Annotated in this window: 16 protein-coding genes; 12 read left to right on the top strand and 4 right to left on the bottom strand. The window is 57.9% G+C overall.

Annotated elements, in window-relative coordinates:
* The first annotated feature begins 171 nt into the window (after positions 1-171).
* Positions 172-939: an IclR family transcriptional regulator gene (locus tag Har1129_RS03905; protein WP_151099476.1), complete on the top strand. Its 768-nt coding sequence runs from the start codon at positions 172-174 to the stop codon at positions 937-939.
* 412 nt (positions 940-1,351) lie between these two features.
* Here Har1129_RS03905 and Har1129_RS03900 read toward each other — a convergent pair whose 3' ends face one another.
* The 3 genes from Har1129_RS03900 to Har1129_RS03890 all read right to left on the bottom strand — a co-directional run bounded on the left by Har1129_RS03900 (position 1,352) and on the right by Har1129_RS03890 (position 5,811).
* Positions 1,352-2,443, bottom strand: coding sequence for an IS630 family transposase (locus Har1129_RS03900; protein ID WP_151099475.1), 1,092 nt, complete (start codon positions 2,441-2,443; stop codon positions 1,352-1,354).
* 223 nt (positions 2,444-2,666) lie between these two features.
* Entirely contained in the window at positions 2,667-3,722 is a 1,056-nt protein-coding gene (locus Har1129_RS03895) for a TrmB family transcriptional regulator sugar-binding domain-containing protein (protein WP_151099474.1), read from the bottom strand.
* Between the two features lie 67 nt (positions 3,723-3,789).
* Positions 3,790-5,811 carry a glycoside hydrolase family 15 protein gene (locus Har1129_RS03890; protein ID WP_151099472.1) on the bottom strand — a complete coding sequence of 674 codons (2,022 nt, stop codon included), beginning with the start codon at positions 5,809-5,811 and terminating at the stop codon, positions 3,790-3,792.
* Positions 5,812-5,907: 96 nt separating this feature from the next.
* Between Har1129_RS03890 and Har1129_RS03885 the strand changes: the two genes are divergently transcribed.
* From Har1129_RS03885 to Har1129_RS03835, 11 genes are all read left to right on the top strand, one after another.
* Positions 5,908-7,407 carry an extracellular solute-binding protein gene (locus Har1129_RS03885; protein WP_151099471.1) on the top strand — a complete coding sequence of 500 codons (1,500 nt, stop codon included), beginning with the start codon at positions 5,908-5,910 and terminating at the stop codon, positions 7,405-7,407.
* Between the two features lie 133 nt (positions 7,408-7,540).
* Complete coding sequence (locus tag Har1129_RS03880; RefSeq protein WP_151102078.1) at positions 7,541-8,467, top strand: carbohydrate ABC transporter permease; 927 nt, start codon at positions 7,541-7,543, stop codon at positions 8,465-8,467.
* Between the two features lies 1 nt (position 8,468).
* Entirely contained in the window at positions 8,469-9,470 is a 1,002-nt protein-coding gene (locus Har1129_RS03875; protein WP_151099470.1) for a carbohydrate ABC transporter permease, read from the top strand.
* Between the two features lie 4 nt (positions 9,471-9,474).
* On the top strand, positions 9,475-10,677 hold the full coding sequence (locus Har1129_RS03870; protein WP_151099469.1) for an ABC transporter ATP-binding protein: 1,203 nt from the start codon (positions 9,475-9,477) through the stop codon (positions 10,675-10,677).
* Position 10,678: 1 nt separating this feature from the next.
* On the top strand, positions 10,679-10,882 hold the full coding sequence (locus tag Har1129_RS03865) for a hypothetical protein (RefSeq protein ID WP_151099468.1): 204 nt from the start codon (positions 10,679-10,681) through the stop codon (positions 10,880-10,882).
* 29 nt (positions 10,883-10,911) lie between these two features.
* Complete coding sequence (locus tag Har1129_RS03860; protein WP_151099467.1) at positions 10,912-11,988, top strand: Gfo/Idh/MocA family protein; 1,077 nt, start codon at positions 10,912-10,914, stop codon at positions 11,986-11,988.
* Positions 11,989-12,028: 40 nt separating this feature from the next.
* The gene (locus tag Har1129_RS03855; protein ID WP_151099466.1) at positions 12,029-13,093 is read left to right on the top strand and encodes a glucose 1-dehydrogenase; all 1,065 of its coding nucleotides are present in this window, start codon (positions 12,029-12,031) and stop codon (positions 13,091-13,093) included.
* A 276-nt stretch (positions 13,094-13,369) separates the two neighbouring features.
* On the top strand, positions 13,370-14,746 hold the full coding sequence (locus Har1129_RS03850) for an ABC transporter substrate-binding protein (protein ID WP_151099465.1): 1,377 nt from the start codon (positions 13,370-13,372) through the stop codon (positions 14,744-14,746).
* Between the two features lie 130 nt (positions 14,747-14,876).
* Complete coding sequence (gene trmB / locus Har1129_RS03845; RefSeq protein WP_151099464.1) at positions 14,877-15,929, top strand: HTH-type sugar sensing transcriptional regulator TrmB; 1,053 nt, start codon at positions 14,877-14,879, stop codon at positions 15,927-15,929.
* A gap of 425 nt (positions 15,930-16,354) precedes the next feature.
* Positions 16,355-17,131 (top strand): winged helix-turn-helix domain-containing protein, encoded by a 777-nt coding sequence (locus tag Har1129_RS03840; RefSeq protein ID WP_151099463.1) that lies wholly within the window; start codon positions 16,355-16,357, stop codon positions 17,129-17,131.
* Between the two features lie 49 nt (positions 17,132-17,180).
* Complete coding sequence (locus Har1129_RS03835) at positions 17,181-17,894, top strand: dolichyl-phosphate hexose transferase (RefSeq protein WP_151099462.1); 714 nt, start codon at positions 17,181-17,183, stop codon at positions 17,892-17,894.
* 32 nt (positions 17,895-17,926) lie between these two features.
* Here Har1129_RS03835 and Har1129_RS03830 read toward each other — a convergent pair whose 3' ends face one another.
* Positions 17,927-18,511, bottom strand: a complete 585-nt coding sequence (locus Har1129_RS03830; protein ID WP_151099461.1) for a gluconate 2-dehydrogenase subunit 3 family protein — start codon at positions 18,509-18,511, stop codon at positions 17,927-17,929.
* Position 18,512 lies beyond the last annotated feature (1 nt).

Below are 18,512 nucleotides of genomic sequence, written 5' to 3'. Positions count from 1 at the left end.
TATTAGACTCGTTCTGGAGAGAAGAACGCATAAATTTCGGCGATCAGGCACCGGAGCAATCCAGTTCAATCTAATAAATAATGTAGGAGCGGAATGTTACTAATTCACATGACACTGTTTGTTCTGCTCTAGTGAACAGACTTTTGATGTGCTGGGTCAAAACGGAGTACAATGACTGACGAACCACAGTATGCGGTTGAATCGACCCAGACCTCGGTGGCGATTCTAGAAGCGCTTGTCGACGCTACCGAGCCTGTCGGCGTCACAGACCTTGCAGATATCGTCGGGGTTTCCAAGAGCGTCGCACACAACCATCTCGCGACGCTGCGTGCGGCAGGATACGTGGTCAAGCGCGCAGAGAAATACGAGGCGTCGCTCCGTCCACTGGCTCTCGGTGAGCGAACGCGCGAAAGTCTCAGTTTCCATCAAGCGGCGAAACAGCAACTGGAGAATCTCGCGGCGGCAACGGGGGAAACAGCGACGCTGTTCGTTCTCGAAGAGGCGGCCGGAGTTCCGGTGTCGATCTCCGAGCCCGATGACGGCTGGTCAGTCCCGTTCCACGCAGGCGAACGGTTGCCACTTCACGTCAACGCTACGGGAAAGGCACTGCTGTCGTCGCTCCCAAGTGATCGTGTCGAATCGATTCTCAACGAAACGGAGCTCGTTGCACCGACCGACGCCACCATCGTCAATCCGGACGAGCTCACTGAGGAACTGCGCCGAATCCGTGACGACGGTATCGCGTTCTGCAGAGGAGAACACTACAAGGGGATAATCGGCGTTGCCGCCCCGCTCCCCGATGTCAATGGCAATCGGGTCGCTGCGCTTGGGGTTTGTGGCCCTGTTGACCGATTGAACGGCCGGTATCTCAGGGAAGACATCACCGGGCAAGTCCTTAGCACGACGAAATCCATTCAGGTAAATCTCACAGCGAATTGATGGGAATAGGAGTCAGGGCGAATTAGATAACAGGTGTACTAATGTTACCCAAAGCACTACCCGTAGGATCTCGGCCGGTGGAGGAACTGGCGGTTGTCAACTACTGCTGAACCGAAGGTTCCAACGTGAAGAACGGTAGTCGGCAGTGGTGTCTGGCCCGCTCGTGTTTCAGCCGGATTAGCAGAACTGGGCGTGTGAGAGAAGCACCGGCGGCTTACTGTGAATCAGCGATAGCAGACACGAGAGCGTGTCATGTGTGCGTTGCGCTCTGCCTTCGACTCGTCGTTGCCATCACCAACTACAAGCAAGGAAACGATCCGGGCTGTGAGAAGCTATGAGGTTGACCTATGAAAATCCTGCACTGACAAATTCCATTTCTCAGATCATAATTGCTCGGGTGAGTCTTTAATTATTAAGATAACTTTTGAAAGTCAAGGAATTGTTCGCACCAGTTCTTTGCAAAGCTGATGCGTTTCGTTATTTTTTCGAAAGTTTCCTGAACGAGGTTTTTGAATTCCGCTTCGTTCTCAACGACAATCGGTGCCATCGTCCATTTGAGATACTTCCAGACTTGCTCGATCGGATTCAGGTGCGGTGAGCCTGAGGGAATGAAAATCAGGTCGATCCCGAGTTGATGCGCGCGTTTGCGCGTGTATTCACATCTATGTGAACCGTGCTTGTCCAAGACGAGCAGAATCCGCTTGTCGGGATTCTGCTCGCGGATCTTCTCTAATACCCCGCAAATCTGCTCTTTCTCTTCGTTTTCAGTGAACGTTACCAGACTCTCACCGTTGAGGGCGTAGAATCCGACCGCAGAATCGTGTGTCTTGACTAACTCTCGTTCAATGTGGGGATCGTCAACGTACCAAACACGCCGCGAATTATCGTACGGCTGTGGCTTCGATGCATCAAAAAACCCGAGGACAGTACCGCCGTCAGTACAAATATCCTCCTCAACAATCCACCCTTCTTCGTCTTCTCCCTCACGTTTGTTGTGTGGCTGGTCGTCCTCGTCGAGCGCGTCGTCGACGCGCTCTTCGAGGATTTCATCAGGGTTCTCTGGCCGGTGTGGACGCTTTGGTCGTGGTTTCGCGTATGAGAGACCGAGTTCCCGAAGGAAGGTGCCGAGATAATTTGGGCTGTAGGAAACGCCAAATTCCTCCTGGAGAAGATGTTGAATCTCCTGTGATTTCCACGGCTGGCCGTCACGAAGCATCTCCACCAGCTCGTCTTGCTCATCCCCGTCGAGTTTCGGGGGCCGGCCGCCCCCGAAACTCGGCATGAGTTCTTCAAAGCCCCCCTCGTTCCAGTCCTCTGCCCAGCGTGTCCCTGTTGCTGCTGATCGACCTTCCCGATCAGCAGCTTCAGGAATCGTATCGCCCTGATAGAGGTTCTTGACGAAGCCAATCCGGCGAAGATGATGATCGTCTTCAGCTTCTCTCAGCATCTTGTCGATCTCTTCTTCCGGTAGGTGACGCTTGATGTCCGTTCGACGTGATCCCATTACCTCAACAGTGGTCTCTACTTGCAAAAGTATTCATACTCATTATATCGCCGCCGACAGCGACAGTTCCGGCCTCATTCAACAGATATCAACCGTGTCTGATGACTCCTCAGGCCAGAAGGGCAACTCAGGTTGGATCAACTGGGGTCGCTTTGTGAGGTACTGATACTTCGTCGATTTCGATCGACCCGGATAGAGATATGAATCGGCGAAGAGGTACTACTTACGCATCATGAATACCCTTCAGGGTGATGTCGCGTGCTTCAAAGTCTTCTAAAAATGCCTTGGACCCGCCGACAGTAAACGTTTCATCGGCTGTTTCAACAACGAATGACTCCTGAGTTGGGAACTCGTTCGAGAAGGGGCGTACAAGACTTTGCTTTACGTCAATAATAGTTCCAGTTGTCGTCTTGAACGCATCCTCGCTTTGGGTCGGCCGGATCTCTATCTCAGCAGTAACCGGCTTCCCCTCCATCAAATACAGCGTTGCTTCGAACACTGCGTGACGGAAACTAGTGAACGTTCTCGGCAACGACCCTTTCTCTGCAACGCAGGCTTGCTCACCCATGGGCCAATAATTTGCGATAAACGAGTCGAACAGCGAGGAGACTATGTGCTCCTCTGCGTGGTATATCGCGTAGTCGTCTGAATTTGAGTTTAACACGGCGTCAGCTGAGGAGACGATTCCGTCTGAACGATCGGTGGTAAGAGTGACTGGCGCGGGTGCATTCCACGTCTGTACAACGTTCGCTATCGACTCGCTTATCGGTATCTCGCCGTCGTATTCTGTTACCAATAACATACAGAACACACTACGGTCCTGTGCTGCTTGGAGTGAGTCCTCAACTCTATGGAGTACTGAGGCTGGAAGAGCGAGAATAATCTCTTCGGTTGCGGAGTCGATCAAATCAACGAGTTGGGCGAGTATCGTGCGCCGCGATTTGATGATACTGAACCTCTGTTGTTCGTAGCTCTCCGAATCGAACAGGTCGTCCAGTTGTGTCTCGATAGTATGTAACTGAGAGACGAGATTTTCGATTCCCTCCGAGGGCGGAATCGCCCGGAGCTGTGTCGGTTGGACGTGATCGTCGATCTGGATAAGATTACGTTCCTCTAGATTTCCAACGATATCGTATGCATAGCTTTTCGATATATCTGTTTCATCGGAAATCACGCGAATCGTCGTGGATCCGTTCTGGAGAATCGTCACGTAGGCGAGCGCCTCTTTCTCCGAGAGACCAAAACGAGTGAGATTATCGACGATGTCGTCCTCGTTCATGGTCAATTGTTGGGCAGATACCGAAAATAAAGCTTAGTATCAACATGGATCTCCGTCACGACAATCGTCAGCGTTTGCCCGACTGACGCTCCACTGCAGGTTCCACGTTTCGCGTACTCCGAGCCGCATACGTTGCGAGTCGAATCGCGTGGGACCAACCGAGTGGTGTTGCACTATCTGGCGTACCGGAGTCAAAGAACTGTTCTGGCAAGTACCCCGAAGAGAGGCAAAGCGACCCTGTAAGATCAATTTCAGTAAACAGACGGTCAGACCACGCCGTCGGGTCGAACTGCTGAGACGTCGTCGAGAACAGTCGAATTGCTTTTTCGGCCGCGTATGCGCCCCAGCCAGTCGAGACGGTCCAAATCTTTTCATTTCCTTGGTTTCGTCGACGCCACGTATCCTCTTCGAACCGCGTCAGTCCGCGAATGGCGTCCGTTTCCGTCCAGAGACGCTCGAACGCAGTCTCGAGGTGAGTCGCCAGTCTAGAGTATCGCTCATCGCTGATATCGCCTACATCTCTGTAAGCCAAGTGTGCGTCTATCAGTGAGAACGTGGTACTGTCGATCCGCACGTCTAGGTTCCCATCAACCAAACGAAGCCCGTAAATTTTCTCGTCGGGACACCACATTGTCTCAAGTGCATCGTAGATTCTCCTCGCTTGCGTTGCTGCATGGTTCTGTAGGGTGTCAGCCAGCGGTGCAGTCGCAATAGTACTGTATGCCTGCATGAACTTCGCAGCAGTATGCGTGAACCGACCGTTCATATTCTCCCATGCGTTCTCGCATTCGGTCGGTAATCCGTCCGTTTCCAGCGAGATGTCCATCCCTCCTACTCCTAGCTCCAGTGCAGTCTCGATATCTGTGGCCGTGTCTTTCGGGAGCGACTCGTGGTGCGTAGCGAGGTATTCCGCGAGGAAGACGAGGACGCTTGCAGTCTGGTCGGCTTGATACTGTGTTTCGGACCCCTCCACGTGCCCGTTTGCCCAGCCAGGTGCCAGCCGACCGTTCATCGGCCACACTCGGTGGGGCCAACGACCGTCATCCAGTTGCGTCTGGAGATAAAATTCGGCGCTCTTACGGTGTCGGTTCTCTATGTCGAGACCGAGCCTCTCGTCGGCCTCCAAGAGAAATGTCGAAATCTCCCCATCGTCCCGGAACCAAGTGTACCCGTAGCCGCCGGAGTACTGATAATGCGGATCGAAATCAGGACCTGCTATTCGGGCACCCGTCGGCGCAGACAACAGGTCAAGGACATGGAGGTCCATTTGGACGAGTTGGTCCGTGATGTCCGGAGTCAGTCCTGACTGTTGGGCGTCGGTGAGTAACTTCGATGGGTCGCTGTAGCGCTGTGTCTGGTCAGCGACGTGCTTAAGACTGGCAGACCGTGGTTGCTCCTCGATGTCCGACAGTGTAGTGATGACAGTTGTCCGCCCATCTTCGAATTCGGTACGGAATCTCACACCACCAGTGAGACGACTCCCCTCATAGCTTTCGGATTCACCCTTTCGCGGGAATGACTTGGGCTCGTCAGCAAGAACTTCGTCGAATTTCTCCATCACTTCCGGCGTAATTTCCAGTTCTGTCGATGCCCCCAAATAGGTGTGCTCCCGGTTGTGATATACTTCGACGAGTTCGTCGTCATGAACCAACTGTCCGATTCGTCCTTCCTGTCCCTCCGGAGTGAGCTCCACGAATCCGACGAGTTCGATAGAATCCGGTGTCTCACCTCGGAGTTTGAACGCAGTCGCATGCGTGAGAGCGTTGGTGAAATCGCGCTGCACAACATCGAATTTCTCGAAGTTGTGGATGGTCTCAACGGTCCCTTCATGCAACGTCTGTGACGCCCCCTCGAGCGTATCGAACCATTCGATTGTCTGGTCAAATCGAACGCCAAACCGGGACGAGGAGAGCCCGTGGAGTCCAGATAGGGGATACGAATAATCTCGAATCGAACCGGATGGATCAACGTGTATCAATCGTTGCGTCGAACCAGTGAACTGCCCCATCTGTGTGCGCTGTTCGCCCGGAAATACCTCTGCCGTCTCTTTGTTTCGCTTGTAATCATCGAGTGACCGTCGGAGTCCCATGTCAGAATAGCAGCGAACTGCAGATAAAGTTCTTGTGATATCTCAATTAAAATCCCTAATCTATAAGTGGGCATATTTTCATTGACAAAGTGAGAGATGTCAGAGAACTCAGAGACAGGCGGAAAACGGAGTAGCATTTCGCGGCGGCGGTTCGTCGCGGGAGCGGGTGCATCGGGGATAGCAGCTGGCCTCGCTGGCTGTGCAGGCATGTTCAACGGCGGCGAGAGCGATGGGGACGCCACAGGTACACAGACTGGTGCCGCTGGAAACGAAGAGACGACGACTGTGACGTGGGGGTTCGACGCGACGGTGGTACAGGATCACGCTGACGAAGTTCGCGACGCACTGCATGACAAGGGCGGCCTTTCAGATAATATCCAAATCGAGTTCGCCCAAGGACAACCCGACAGCGGGAAGCGACAGGCCAACTACAACCGGCTCCTGAGTTCACAGGAGACTGAACCGGACATGTTCATGATGGACAACGGATGGGTGAACATCTTCATTCAACGGGGGCAACTCGCCAACCTCTCAGAGGTTCTCGCAGACGACATGCTCTCAACCATCGAAGCAGAGTACTTTAGCGGCTTCACCGAGACAGCTATCGACCCGTCGAGTGGCGACCTTTTCGGTGTCCCACTCTATCCTGATTATCCGACGATGCTGTACCGGAAGGACCTCGTCGAGCAAGCTGGATACAGCCCTGAGTCCGAGAGCTGGGCCACCGAACCGATGACTTGGAAAAAATGGTCGAATATTGCGGCTGATACCGTTGATGCGACAGACATCAAATACGGATTTACTACCCAATGGGACATCTATGAGGGGACCGCCTGCTGTACGTTCAACGAGATCATGTCTTCGTGGGGCGGCGCGTACTTCGGCGGCCGCGAGAACCTCTTTGGCCCGGTCGGCGACCGACCCGTCACCGTCGATTCCGAACCGGTTATCAACTCACTGAATATGATGCGGAAGTTCGTTCACGACGAGGACTTCGACAATCTCCAAGGCTACGGCGGCGGCTTCACGCCCACGAATATCCTCGGCTGGATAGAAGATGGGTCGCTCGCACCGTTCCTCGATGGGAACGCCCTCTTCCATCGCAACTGGCCCTACGCCATCAATCAGGCTGCCTCGGAGTTTGGCGACGACCTCGGAACAATGCCTATCCCCTATGCCGTTTCGGAGAGCAACGCCGAGTTCCAAGGGACTGGTGGAACGACATCGGCACTGGGTGGCTGGCATATTACCGTCAACCCCTACAGCGAGCGACTTGACGCGGTCAGCGAAGTCATCCGAGCCACAATGAAGCCCGAGATCCAACTGTTCCTACTAGAGATGGAGGGGTGGCTCCCACCACGGGGCAACCTGTTTAACTCCGACAAAGCGTCGAATATCGACCCGATAGGCGACCACATGGACACGCTGCGTTTAGCTGGCGAGAATACGATGGCACGTCCAGTCACCGCAGTCTGGAGCAATCAGTCCAGCAAGATTGCCGAGCAAGCTAACCGCGCGGTCAATCAAGATGTCCCATCCACAGAAGCGATGGCTACTCTACAGTCTGGATTGGAGCAAACCGAGAGCAGCAACTGACGCTGCGGACCGATTTTCCAACTACCGAGACACAATCCATGCAAACTACAGTATCAGGAGGTCACTCGTGAGTCCAGAGTCAGCGACCCACCAGTCGCGGGAATCTCATCGTTCGGGTCTCCTCGTCGGTCTGATGCGGTGGATGGAGAACTTGAGCGACACGCAGTACGCGTATCTGCTGTTGCTGCCGGTATTTCTCCTGCTGGGCGTCATAGCCCTCTATCCGCTGTTGCGCACGTTCGAACTGTCGCTGTACGCCCTCTCAATTGACCTCTCGAGCAGAAGCTTCGTCGGACTGGAAAACTATATCCAACTGTTCACTGGGGAGAGAAATCAGTTTCTCCCGGGCGGGACTACGTTCCTCCCGTCAAACCTCGAGTTCACCAGTCTGTTAAATAGTGCGCTGGTCGTCACAATAATCTTCGCTGTTGTGAGCGTGCTGTTCGAGACGCTCATCGGCCTCGGACAGGCGCTCATCCTCGACCAAGATTTCTATGGCCGCCGGTGGATTCGTGCGGCTATCATCATCCCGTGGGCTGTGCCCATTGTCATCCAAGGGATGATCTTCTTCCTGATGTTCAACTCCAACGTCGGCTTCGCCACCCCGCCGCTTGCTGACCTCGGCCTCTTAGCGCCGACGAACACGCTGAACGACACGGCAAGTGCGACATTTATTATCATCGTTGCCGACATCTGGAAGACATCGGCGTTCATGGCCCTGCTCATCCTTGCCGGCCTCCAGAGCATCGACCGCGGTCTCTACGACGTCGCGAAGGTCGCCGGTGCGACCAAGTGGCAACAGTTCAAGCTCATCACGTTCCCGCTCATCCTGCCGACAATCGGGGTCGCGATCCTGTTCCGCTCGGTGCAGGCGATGCGTGTGTACGGTATTATCGATACGGTGTCGAGCTGTACCGTCGTGCCGTCGCTGTCGTGCATGGTCGTCGCAACGTTCAACACCCGTGAAGGGACCTCGGCCGCCATCGCGTTCGTGACGGCAGCAATCATCGGTATCGTCGTCATGGGAATCATCGCATGGCAGGGGGAGGACGCGATCTAACATGGCTACGACAACAGACCAGAACGACAACAACGACGGAGGACCACTCGAACGCTGGGTCCAAGGCGCAATCAAGAACCCGGACAAGGTGTACCGGGCGCTGTTCTACGCGGCGATGGTGTTTTTCTTGGTGACGACACTGTTCCCCTTCTACTGGCTCATCGTGCTGGCGGTGACCCCCGAAGGGAACCTGCTTTCGGGTAGTTTCCTCCCGACTGTGAATCTCTTCGGTGTTAGTGGAACGTTCCCGCTGCCGGTTCCGAAGGGCTTCAATCCGGGCGCGTTCGTCACGGTCTTCGAACAGGTACCGTTCCACCTGTACATGCTGAACAGCTTCGCGCTGGCGGTCACGACGACGGTCATCGTCCTGTTCGTCGCCAGCCTCGCCGGCTACGTGTTCGGGCGGCTCCGCTTCCCCGGCCGTGCACTGCTGATGCTCGGGATTCTGGCAATCAGCTACTTCCCGCCGGCCGCGTTCGTCATCCCGCTGTTTCAGGCCTTTGCCGGCAACGCCCCGATCACGATACCGTTTACGTCCATTCCGCTGTTTACCCCACCGCGGATGCTGAACACGCCCGGCTCGATGGTGCTGCCGTTCAGTGCGCTGTTCATGCCGCTGTCGATCTTCATCCTGACGACGTTCTACGGCCAGATTCCGGACGGACTGGAGGACGCCGCACGGGTCGAGGGAACGACGCGGCTGGGCGCGCTGTTCCGGGTCATTATGCCGCTGTCTGCGCCGGGCGTGGCGACCGCGGCCGTGCTGACGTTCATCGCCGTCTACAACGAGTACTTCTTCAGTTCGATCATGGCGACCTCGCCGGAGGCGGCCAAATGGTCACCCATCGTCGGCGGCATTCTCAGCTACCAGACCCAGTACACGACGCAGTTCAACCTCATGGCGGCCGCGAGCATCGTCGGGGTCCTCCCCGTCGTCATCCTCGTGATCGTCGCACAGGAACGCATCGTCAGCGGACTGACCTCAGGCGCACTCAAGGAGTAACACAATGGCAAGAGTACGACTCGAACACGTGACGAAACGCTACGACGACCAAGGTGATGTGGTCACCGCGGTCGACGACATGAACCTTGATATCGATCACGGCGAGTTCATCTGCTTCGTCGGCCCCTCGGGCTGTGGCAAGTCGACGACGATGGAGACCATCGCCGGCCTCACCATTCCGACGGAGGGCGAGATCTACATCGGCGACCGCGAGGTGACGAACCTCCCGCCGAAAGACCGCGGCATTGCGATGGTGTTCCAGAACATCGCGCTGTTCCCGCACATGGACGTGTACGACAACATCTCCTTTGGCCTCCGACTGCGGGACTACCCACAGGACGAGATCGACCGTCGGGTCGAGCGGGCCGCGGATATCGTCCAGCTAGAGGGGATGCTCAACCGGATGCCTGAAGAGATGTCCGGTGGACAGCGCCAGCGTGTCGCCATCGCTCGCGCCATCGTGCGCGAGCCCGATGTGTTCCTGATGGACGAGCCGCTGGCGAACCTTGACGCGAAGCTCAAGGTCCACATGCGGACGGAGCTTCAGCGACTCCACAAGGAACTGGACACGACTATCATCTACGTGACCCACGATCAGGAGGAGGCGATGACGCTGTCGGATCGCATCGCCGTCCTCGACTCGGGCCAGCTCCAGCAGATCGACCCACCACTGACCTGCTACAACGAGCCGGACAACCTCTTTGTCGCCGGGTTCATCGGCTCGCCGTCGATGAACTTCGTCGAAGGCACCGTCACCGAGAACGCGCTGGAAACCCCGAACTTCGATCTTGAGTTCAATCCGTCGTCAATCGAGGGCGTGAGCGTCGGCGACTCGGTCACGCTCGGGATCCGCCCGGAAGACATCTATCCGGGAGAGCTCAAGTCGGAGGTGCCCGACCCCTCGGGAATGATTACGGCGACGACCGATATTCTCGAACCGATGGGCGACGAGATATTCGCCTACCTACTGCTCGGCGAGGGCGAAACATCGATGTCGCAGGAACTGGCGACGAACGACCAGTTACTGATGAGCATCGATCCCGACTCGGACCTCGAAGAAGACGACGAGATCGGGGTCGTCATCGACCGGCGGAACGTCCACCTGTTCGACTCGGCGACTGGTGAGGCCATCGTCCACGACCTCCTCCCGTACGAGGCAGAGGAGACTGCCTCCGGAAGCAGCGGCGAAGTGGAATCCGACGACTGACATGAGCAGCCACGTCGCCACGCTGTACTGGACCGGGATGCTCGTGCTGTTTTTCTTCTGGTCGTACGGCATCGTGTCGTTCATCCTCGACCTGAAAAACAAGATACTCCCGGGCCTCATCCAGTACCGGCGCGGCCGACGCCGCGAGAAGGCAAAACAGGAACAGGAAGAGGAACGTGAAGAGCGTGAAAAGCAGTTGTATTAACCCGACACCGGGTGTAGAATTCGTGACACATGACTGAGACCGTTCGGATCGGCGTCATCGGATTGGGAAACATCGCGGACATTCACTGTACCAATCTCCGGCAGCTCGACCAGCCGGTCTCGATAGCAGCAGGCGTCGACGTCGATGCCGACGCGCGCCGTCGGTTCGCCGAGACGTACGACGCGACAGTGTACGAGGAAGCCGCGGCGATGTTCGAGACGGTCGATGCCGTGCTGGTGACGACGCCGAACAGATACCACGAGCAGTACGTCGTGGCGGCGCTTGAGGCGGGGCTGGACGTGCTCGTCGAAAAGCCGCTAGCGCACACGCTCGAAAGCGCAGAGCGGATCGCCGCGGCCGCTGACGCGGCTGACGGGTTCTGTATGGTCGGCTTCCACAACCGGTTCGCCGACCCGGTTCAGACACTGGTGGGCTACCGCGAGAAGGGCGATCTGGGCGAGGTGTCACACATCGAAGCGAACTACGTCAGGCGTCGCGGCGTCCCCGGCCGGGGGTCGTGGTTCACGCGTAGCGACGTGGCTGGTGGCGGGTCGCTCATCGACATCGGCGCGCACGCTATCGACCTAGCGTTGCACGTCGCCGACCACCCGGAAGTCGTCGAGGTGTCGGGTGACACTCGCGCTCAGTTCGGCGTCGACGAGGAGTACGCGTACGTCGAGATGTGGGGCGAGGACCACGGTGCAGCCGAGTTCAGCGTCGACGATTCGGCGAGTGCCTTCATCCGTTGCGATGACGGCACGACGATCTCTCTGGAAGTCGCGTGGGCGACGAACCGACCGGACAGCCAAGAGTACTACGTCCGTGGGACAGAGGCGGGCGCGAAACTCGACCTCGCAGACCAGTCCCTGACGTTGTTCGAAACGGCCGACATCGGTCGGATGCACCACCGCACGACCGACATCGAGACGCAACGATCGGATCCACAGCGAACGGAGCAGGAACGGTTCATCTCGGCGGTCCGTAACGGGGCACCCCCGTCAGTAAACACCGTCGAACAGGCACTTCGGGTCCAGCGCGTGATGGACGGAATCTACCGCTCCAGCGAAACTGGCGCGGCGGTCACCGTCAGCGAGACAGAGACCTGAAGAAAGACTTAATCCCCAGTGTTCTCACTCTCTGCCTGGCATGAAAGTGATTGGTGTTACGCGGGACGACGACGGCCCCCAGCTCTTAGAGCGGGAGCGACCGTCGCCTGACCCGGGCGAGGCACTCGTCCGGACGCTTCGCGTTGGTGTTGACGGCACAGACCACGAAGTCCTGAACGGGTCCCACGGGGGGTTCCCCGACGGGGCAGACCACATGGTTCTCGGACACGAGGCGGTCGGCGTCGTCGAAGAGCCCAATGGCACGGGGCTCGAGGCGGGGCAGGTCGTCGCGCCGACCGTCCGACGGAAACCAGACGGTGAAACGAACGAGTACTTCCGTCGGGGCGAGCCCGACATGGCACCGGACGGCGAGTACACGGAACGGGGTATTGTCGGTGACCACGGCTTCATGGCCGAGTATTTCACCTCACCGGCGGACTTCCTCGTTCCCGTCCCCGAAGCGGTCGCGGAGTACGGCTTCCTCGTCGAACCGCTCTCGATCACCGAGAAGGCAAATGAGCACGCGTATGCGACTCGTGAGCCGTTCGACTGGCGACCGGAATCCGCCTGCGTGCTGGGCAACGGTTCGCTCGGACTGCTGACGCTGTGGATGCTCGAACAGGAGTACGACCGGACATACTGCGTCGGTCGACGGGACCGGCCTGACCCGACGGTCGACATCATCGACGAGATCGGCAGTACGTACGTCGATTCCCGCGAAACGCCAGTGGACGAACTCCCAGAGGCCTACGAGGCGATGGACTACATCTACGAGGCGACCGGGTTCGCCCCACACGCGTTCCAGACGGTCACGGCGCTTGACCAGAACGGGGTCGGTGTGTTGCTCGGCATTCCGGAGCCGTGGGAGTTTGAAGTCGATGGTGGCTCGCTACACAACGAGATCGTCCTGCACAACAAGTGTCTCATCGGCACGGTCAACTCACACGTCTCCCACTTCGAGGACGCCGTCGAGACCTTACAGGAGCTTCCGGAATGGCTGCTCGATGACCTCGTGACAACGGTCACCGACCCGGAACACGTCGAGGCCGCCTTCGAGGATGGAGATGCGCAGATAAAAGCAGTCGTCGAGTTCGATTCCCTGTAGCCCTTCGGGCCGGACCGCGCCCGAGCTTTTTTGTCGCAATATGGGCTCGATATACCCCGTCTGGCAGGGGTAATCTCGGGAAAATATAAGATAGTAGATGTAATTCAGTGGGGTATTTACTCACATATGATTAATTTGTTTCACCACTCAAACCCGAAAAATCGGGAGATATAGATGATTTACCGGGATCGATCCGAATGTCAAATGCTGACTTTCCCTATACAGAAGTATTAAGTGCGAATCTTCAATAAGGAATTATGAGGTATTGGTGCAACCATGACTGACGACAATTCAAATAAACGGTTGACGCGGCGTAACGCTCTTCGGATTGCTGGCGCAGCAGGTGCGGCCTCGCTGGCTGGCTGCGGTGGGAGTGATGGCGGTGACGGCAGCAGCGGCGACGGAAGCAGCGGTGACGGCAGTGACGGCAGTAGCGGCGATGGCAGCAGTGGTGACGGCAGCACTGACAGCGGCTCACAGTACAGCACACTTGAGGTCGCCCACTGGTGGGGTGAGGGCGACGGACTGGAAGCAATTCAGTCCGTCATGGATGCGTTCAAGGAGCAACACCCGGACGTCCCCTTCGACGAGAACCTCATCGCTGGCGGTGCGGGTGAGAACCTGCAGGCGAACATCCGGACACGGGTACAGAACGGCAACCACCCGAGTACGTGGCAAGCTTGGCCCGGAAACAATCTGCTTCCTTTCACCGATGCGAACCTGCTGAAGGACATCGGCGACTCCGTGTGGTCCGAAAACAGCATGGAGGACGCGTACCTCCAAGGTGTCAAAGACGCGGCCCAGCCCGCCGGAAGCTACGTGACAGTTCCGCTCAACATCCACCGGATCAACAACCTCTTCTACAACGTCGAGGTCGTCGAGGACGCGGGAGTCGACCCGGCATCCCTCGAAACGCCGTCTGACCTCGTCGACGCAATGGCGACGGTCAACGATGCTGGCTACACCGGAATGGCACACCAGACCGGCTCGCCGTGGTCCAGCTTCCAGATGTTCGCGACCGTCCTCCTCGGCGAAACGGACGCCGAGACCTACAGCGCCATCTTCGTCGACGGAGAGGTCGACGCTAACAGCGACGCGCTGGAGTCGGCAGTCGAGACCACGCAGTCCTATCTCGACTACATCCCGAGCGACGCCGGTTCGATTTCTTGGACCGAGGCCAACAATCAGGTCATCAACGGCGAAGCGGCGTTCCTCCACCAAGGCGACTGGGCGGCCGGAACGTACATCACGAACGACCTCACGTACGGAGAGGAGTGGGACCATGTGACATTCCCGGGAACCGACGGCTACTACGCCCTCAACATGGACTCGTTCCCGTATCCGGTCAACAACCCGTCGCCGGAAGCGACCACGCTGTGGTGCCAGTTCGTCGGTACGACAGAGGCACAGGAGATCTTCAACCCGAAGAAGGGGTCGATTCCACCGCGGACTGACGTGAACACCGATCCGTTCAACGACTTCTCCAAGGACCAGATAGAGGACTTCCAGAACAGCGAGGCTCAGCCGCCGTCCGTCGCACACGGTCTGGCCGCCCCGCCGGCAGTCAAGTCCTCGCTCGAATCCGCTATCTCGTCGCTGAACTCCGGCGCTTCGCCCTCGGATGTCGTCTCCCAGATCTCCAGCGCCTACTAGTAACGCAGCGACAGCGCGCAGTTTTCGCCGTGACGACTCGAACAGCACGGGACTTCACATGACAGGTCCTGCAACTGTCTGCTGGATAGAGTGCCGAAGTTCTTAGTACTCGACTCGCAAACGCCCCACTATGTCTAGTGACGACTTGGAGGCATCGCTCGAACAGGTGATTGCGCGGTTCAATCTCGGCGAATACGAGATTTCAGCCTATCTGGCCGTGCTCCAACACGGCGAGCTGACAGCGTCGGAGATATCGGAGAACACGGACATTCCACAGCCACGAGTGTACGATACAGTCCGGAGCCTCAGCGATGTCGGGCTCGTCGAGCTCAAGGAGTCCCGACCGATGAAGGTTCTGGCTATCGACCCTCGGGAAGCCTTCGAGGGGATTCAGGACTCGCTTGATGACCTCGTTGACGACCTGTCTTCGCGCTACACAGCACCCGCACGAGAGCCTGAAGCCGTCTCGCTCGTCAAATCCCGGCCCACGATACTTCGGTATCTCGAAGACATCATCGAGACGGCCGAGTACGAACTGACGCTGTCGTTGACTCCGGCCCTGTTAGAGCGGTTCGAAGACAGACTCGCAAGCCGCAAGCAGTCCGGCATCGCTATCGAGATTCTCATTTCGCCGAGCGTGGACGCCCCCGACCCGGCGCGGTTCGATTACGAATCTATCGCGACCACGGTGAAGGCCCGCCGCGGTATCACGACACCGGTCGTCGCCGTCGCCGACGGGAACTACTCGATGTACGCCACTCGGGAGAGCGTCCGCGGAGACACGGACCGGTACGGCGTCATCTTCAATCGCTCGGAGCTCGGGTTTCTGGTGTCCGGGTTCCTCAACACGGTGCTGTGGACAACGGCCGAAACGATTGCCAGCGACGGAGATGGACTGCCGTTTCCGCGCCGCTACGGGACAATCAGACGCTGTATCTCTGACCTGATGACGCTGGACGGGGAGTTCTACGCGACGATTGAAGGCCGGGACGTGGAGACGGGCGATCACCGGGTCGTCGAAGGCAAAGTGGATCAGGCGTCGTTCAGTTCGAACCGCGAAGTTGCGACGCTGGTCGTCGAAACAGCCGAGGGGCCGGTCGAGGTCGGTGGACAGGTCGCTGCGTTCGAGGACATCGAGGCGTACGAAATACGGATCGGGACGGACGAGCCGCCCGAGAACTGATACTGCGGCTGTCGCTGTTTTTCACGATGACTGCCCGACCACAGACGGGCGATACCGAAACGACGGACGGCAGTATACAGTACGGATGTGTGTGGACGAGACGACAGCGGAGACAATGAGCACCGTGGGCGGGCAACCCACGGTGATTGCATGACCCTTCGGGCTGGCGACGTATGTCAGAGGCACGATATCGCCGGGCCCGAACGTGGCAATTCCACAAGACCAACGTGCTCCATTGCGTTCAGCGGGGACGTGGTCTTACGTGGACAGCAACTGTGTCTGCGTCATGAGCCATAAAAAAGATGGACACATTGGATGCAATAATATCCAATGCCTGTGAGAATAGTGTAGCTCCTGAGGAAAATTCCATTACAAATGGAAACTGATATGTGGGAAAAATATGAGCTACAGTGTATGGGGACAGCATGGGCGTAGAATCAATTATTCAGTACGTCCGAACGTCATCTGTCCGGACGGATATCATCGGCTCGCTGTGTCCCGGAGCCAAGTCCACCAACGAACTGCTGTCAGCAGTGACTGCGAGTGAGTCCGCGATCTACGATGCGCTCTCGAACCTCGAAGGTCGCGGCTTAGTCACCTCGATGGATGACGGGTGGCAACTGACTGGCACCGGCCGGCTCGTTGCGGATACGATTCACCGCCAGCAACGCCTTGAAGAACTCTTCGCTGTCGACCCCCAGTACTGGGAATCCCACGATACGTCAGTGCTACCACAGCCGTTCCGGTGTCGCCTGCCCGAACTCGACGAATTCACGGTCATCCGTGGCACACAGACCGACATCAACCGTCCTGTCCGGGAAGTCGTCACCCGCGTCGAGAGCGTCCAGAACTGCGATGTTGTCTCGCCTGTCTACCACCCGGAGTATGAGGAGGCTATGCCAGACAGCCCCGATTCGAGGCTGGTAGTGAGCTGTGCTGTAATCGATGAGATGCTCGGCAAGGAGTCTGTGTCGCTCGATATGAATCGATACGAAGCGACAACGGTTCGTGTCACACCGGTCCCGTACGCACTCGCCGTTGCCGACGACTGGATGATCCTGACGCTCCCAGAGCTCGATGGAACTTGGCCGTCGGCGAAGATAATCTCTGAAACGGACAGCGCTATTTCGTGGGCAACGGACTTGTTTACGCATCTCTGGGAGGATGCAACCCCAATAGAAACGTATCTCGCCGACCGCTGATTTTGGCAAACCTAAACATTCAAGAACCGTGGGTACTGACGGATGAGCAATGGCTATTCAGGGTTCGCGGGCCGAAGAACCGGCCGGCTACACGTTCGACGATCTCGCGGTCGTTATGGGCACGTACAACGAGGCAGAAGCAATCGGAACCGTACTCGATGATATCGCGGCGGTGACTGACGGACGCGCCGAAGTCGTCTGTGTCGACGGCTCCAGCGACCGAACACCGGATATCGCCCGCGACCACGGTGCCACGGTCATCGAGCAGGAACCGCAGGGGTACGGCGTGGCGGTCCGCGAAGCCGTGCTGACGCCGGACCGACCGGTCGTCGTCACGACCGACTGTGACGACACCTATCCGATGGAGCGGCTCCCCGATTTCCTCGCGGAGATCAACGACGGGGCCGACGTCGTCAGCGGCGACCGGCTGTACTACGGGGCCGACCAGATGCCCGAGATGAACAAACTGGGCAACGAACTGTTCGCGCTGCTTGCGAGCACACTCATGGGCAAGCGCGTCCACGACACGACCACAGGAATGCGTGCCTACCGCCGCGAACTCCTCCACAAAATCGTCTGGACGGAGAACACCGGTCTCTCGGCCGAACTGCTCATGCGGCCGCTGATGCGTGGCTACGACGTCCGCGAACGGCCCATCGAGTACGACGAGCGGAAAGGCGAGACGAAGCTCGACCCGTTCTCGGGCGGGGCGGCCATCGCCAAATCCATCGTCCGGGTCGCGCTCGAAGAGCGGTTCCGGTAGTGCCGCCGAAGACGTCGGCGACGAGACCCGGATTACCGCTCGTTCGGCGGCTGCTGATAGCTACCCGTTCCGCCGGGGTAGCCCTGCGGGTTCTCGATGCCGACGAGTTCGCCGCCGGTGGGTGAACTGTACAGCGCGAACAGAAGGTCGTTCACGAGGTAGTAGCGCACGCGATGTCTGGGGTCGCCATGCGGGTCCGGATCGGCGACCTGAACGCCCATTCCCCGGAGCGTTTCTTCCTGTGTTGCAGCATCCACCGCCACGAAGTCGGTTCCTTCCCACTCTCGGGTGTATGCGTCCAGAGCCGCGACTGCTTCTGCCATGTCCGCTGCCCGCTCCGGGTCTGCCTCGATGCGTCCGGCAACGTAGCCGTCGACGAACTCCTGTACGCCCGCTACCTCACTCGGATACACAATCGCGGCGACGGCTCGATACGTCTCGCGCTCGTGGTCGCCGAAGTCCGACTCGGAACTAGCAGCGTCATCCTCAGGCGCCTCGGCAGTCTCGTCGTCCCCCGACCTGTCCCAAGTGAGCGCCGCCGCGCCGCCTGCGACGGTGATACCCGCCGCGCCGAGTGCTTTCAGTGCGTCTCGTCTGGTGAGTTCGTGGTCAGTCATC

This window comes from Haloarcula sp. CBA1129 (assembly GCF_008729015.1).
Taxonomy (GTDB): Archaea; Halobacteriota; Halobacteria; order Halobacteriales; family Haloarculaceae; genus Haloarcula.
This window is presented reverse-complemented; position numbering and strand designations above follow the sequence as displayed.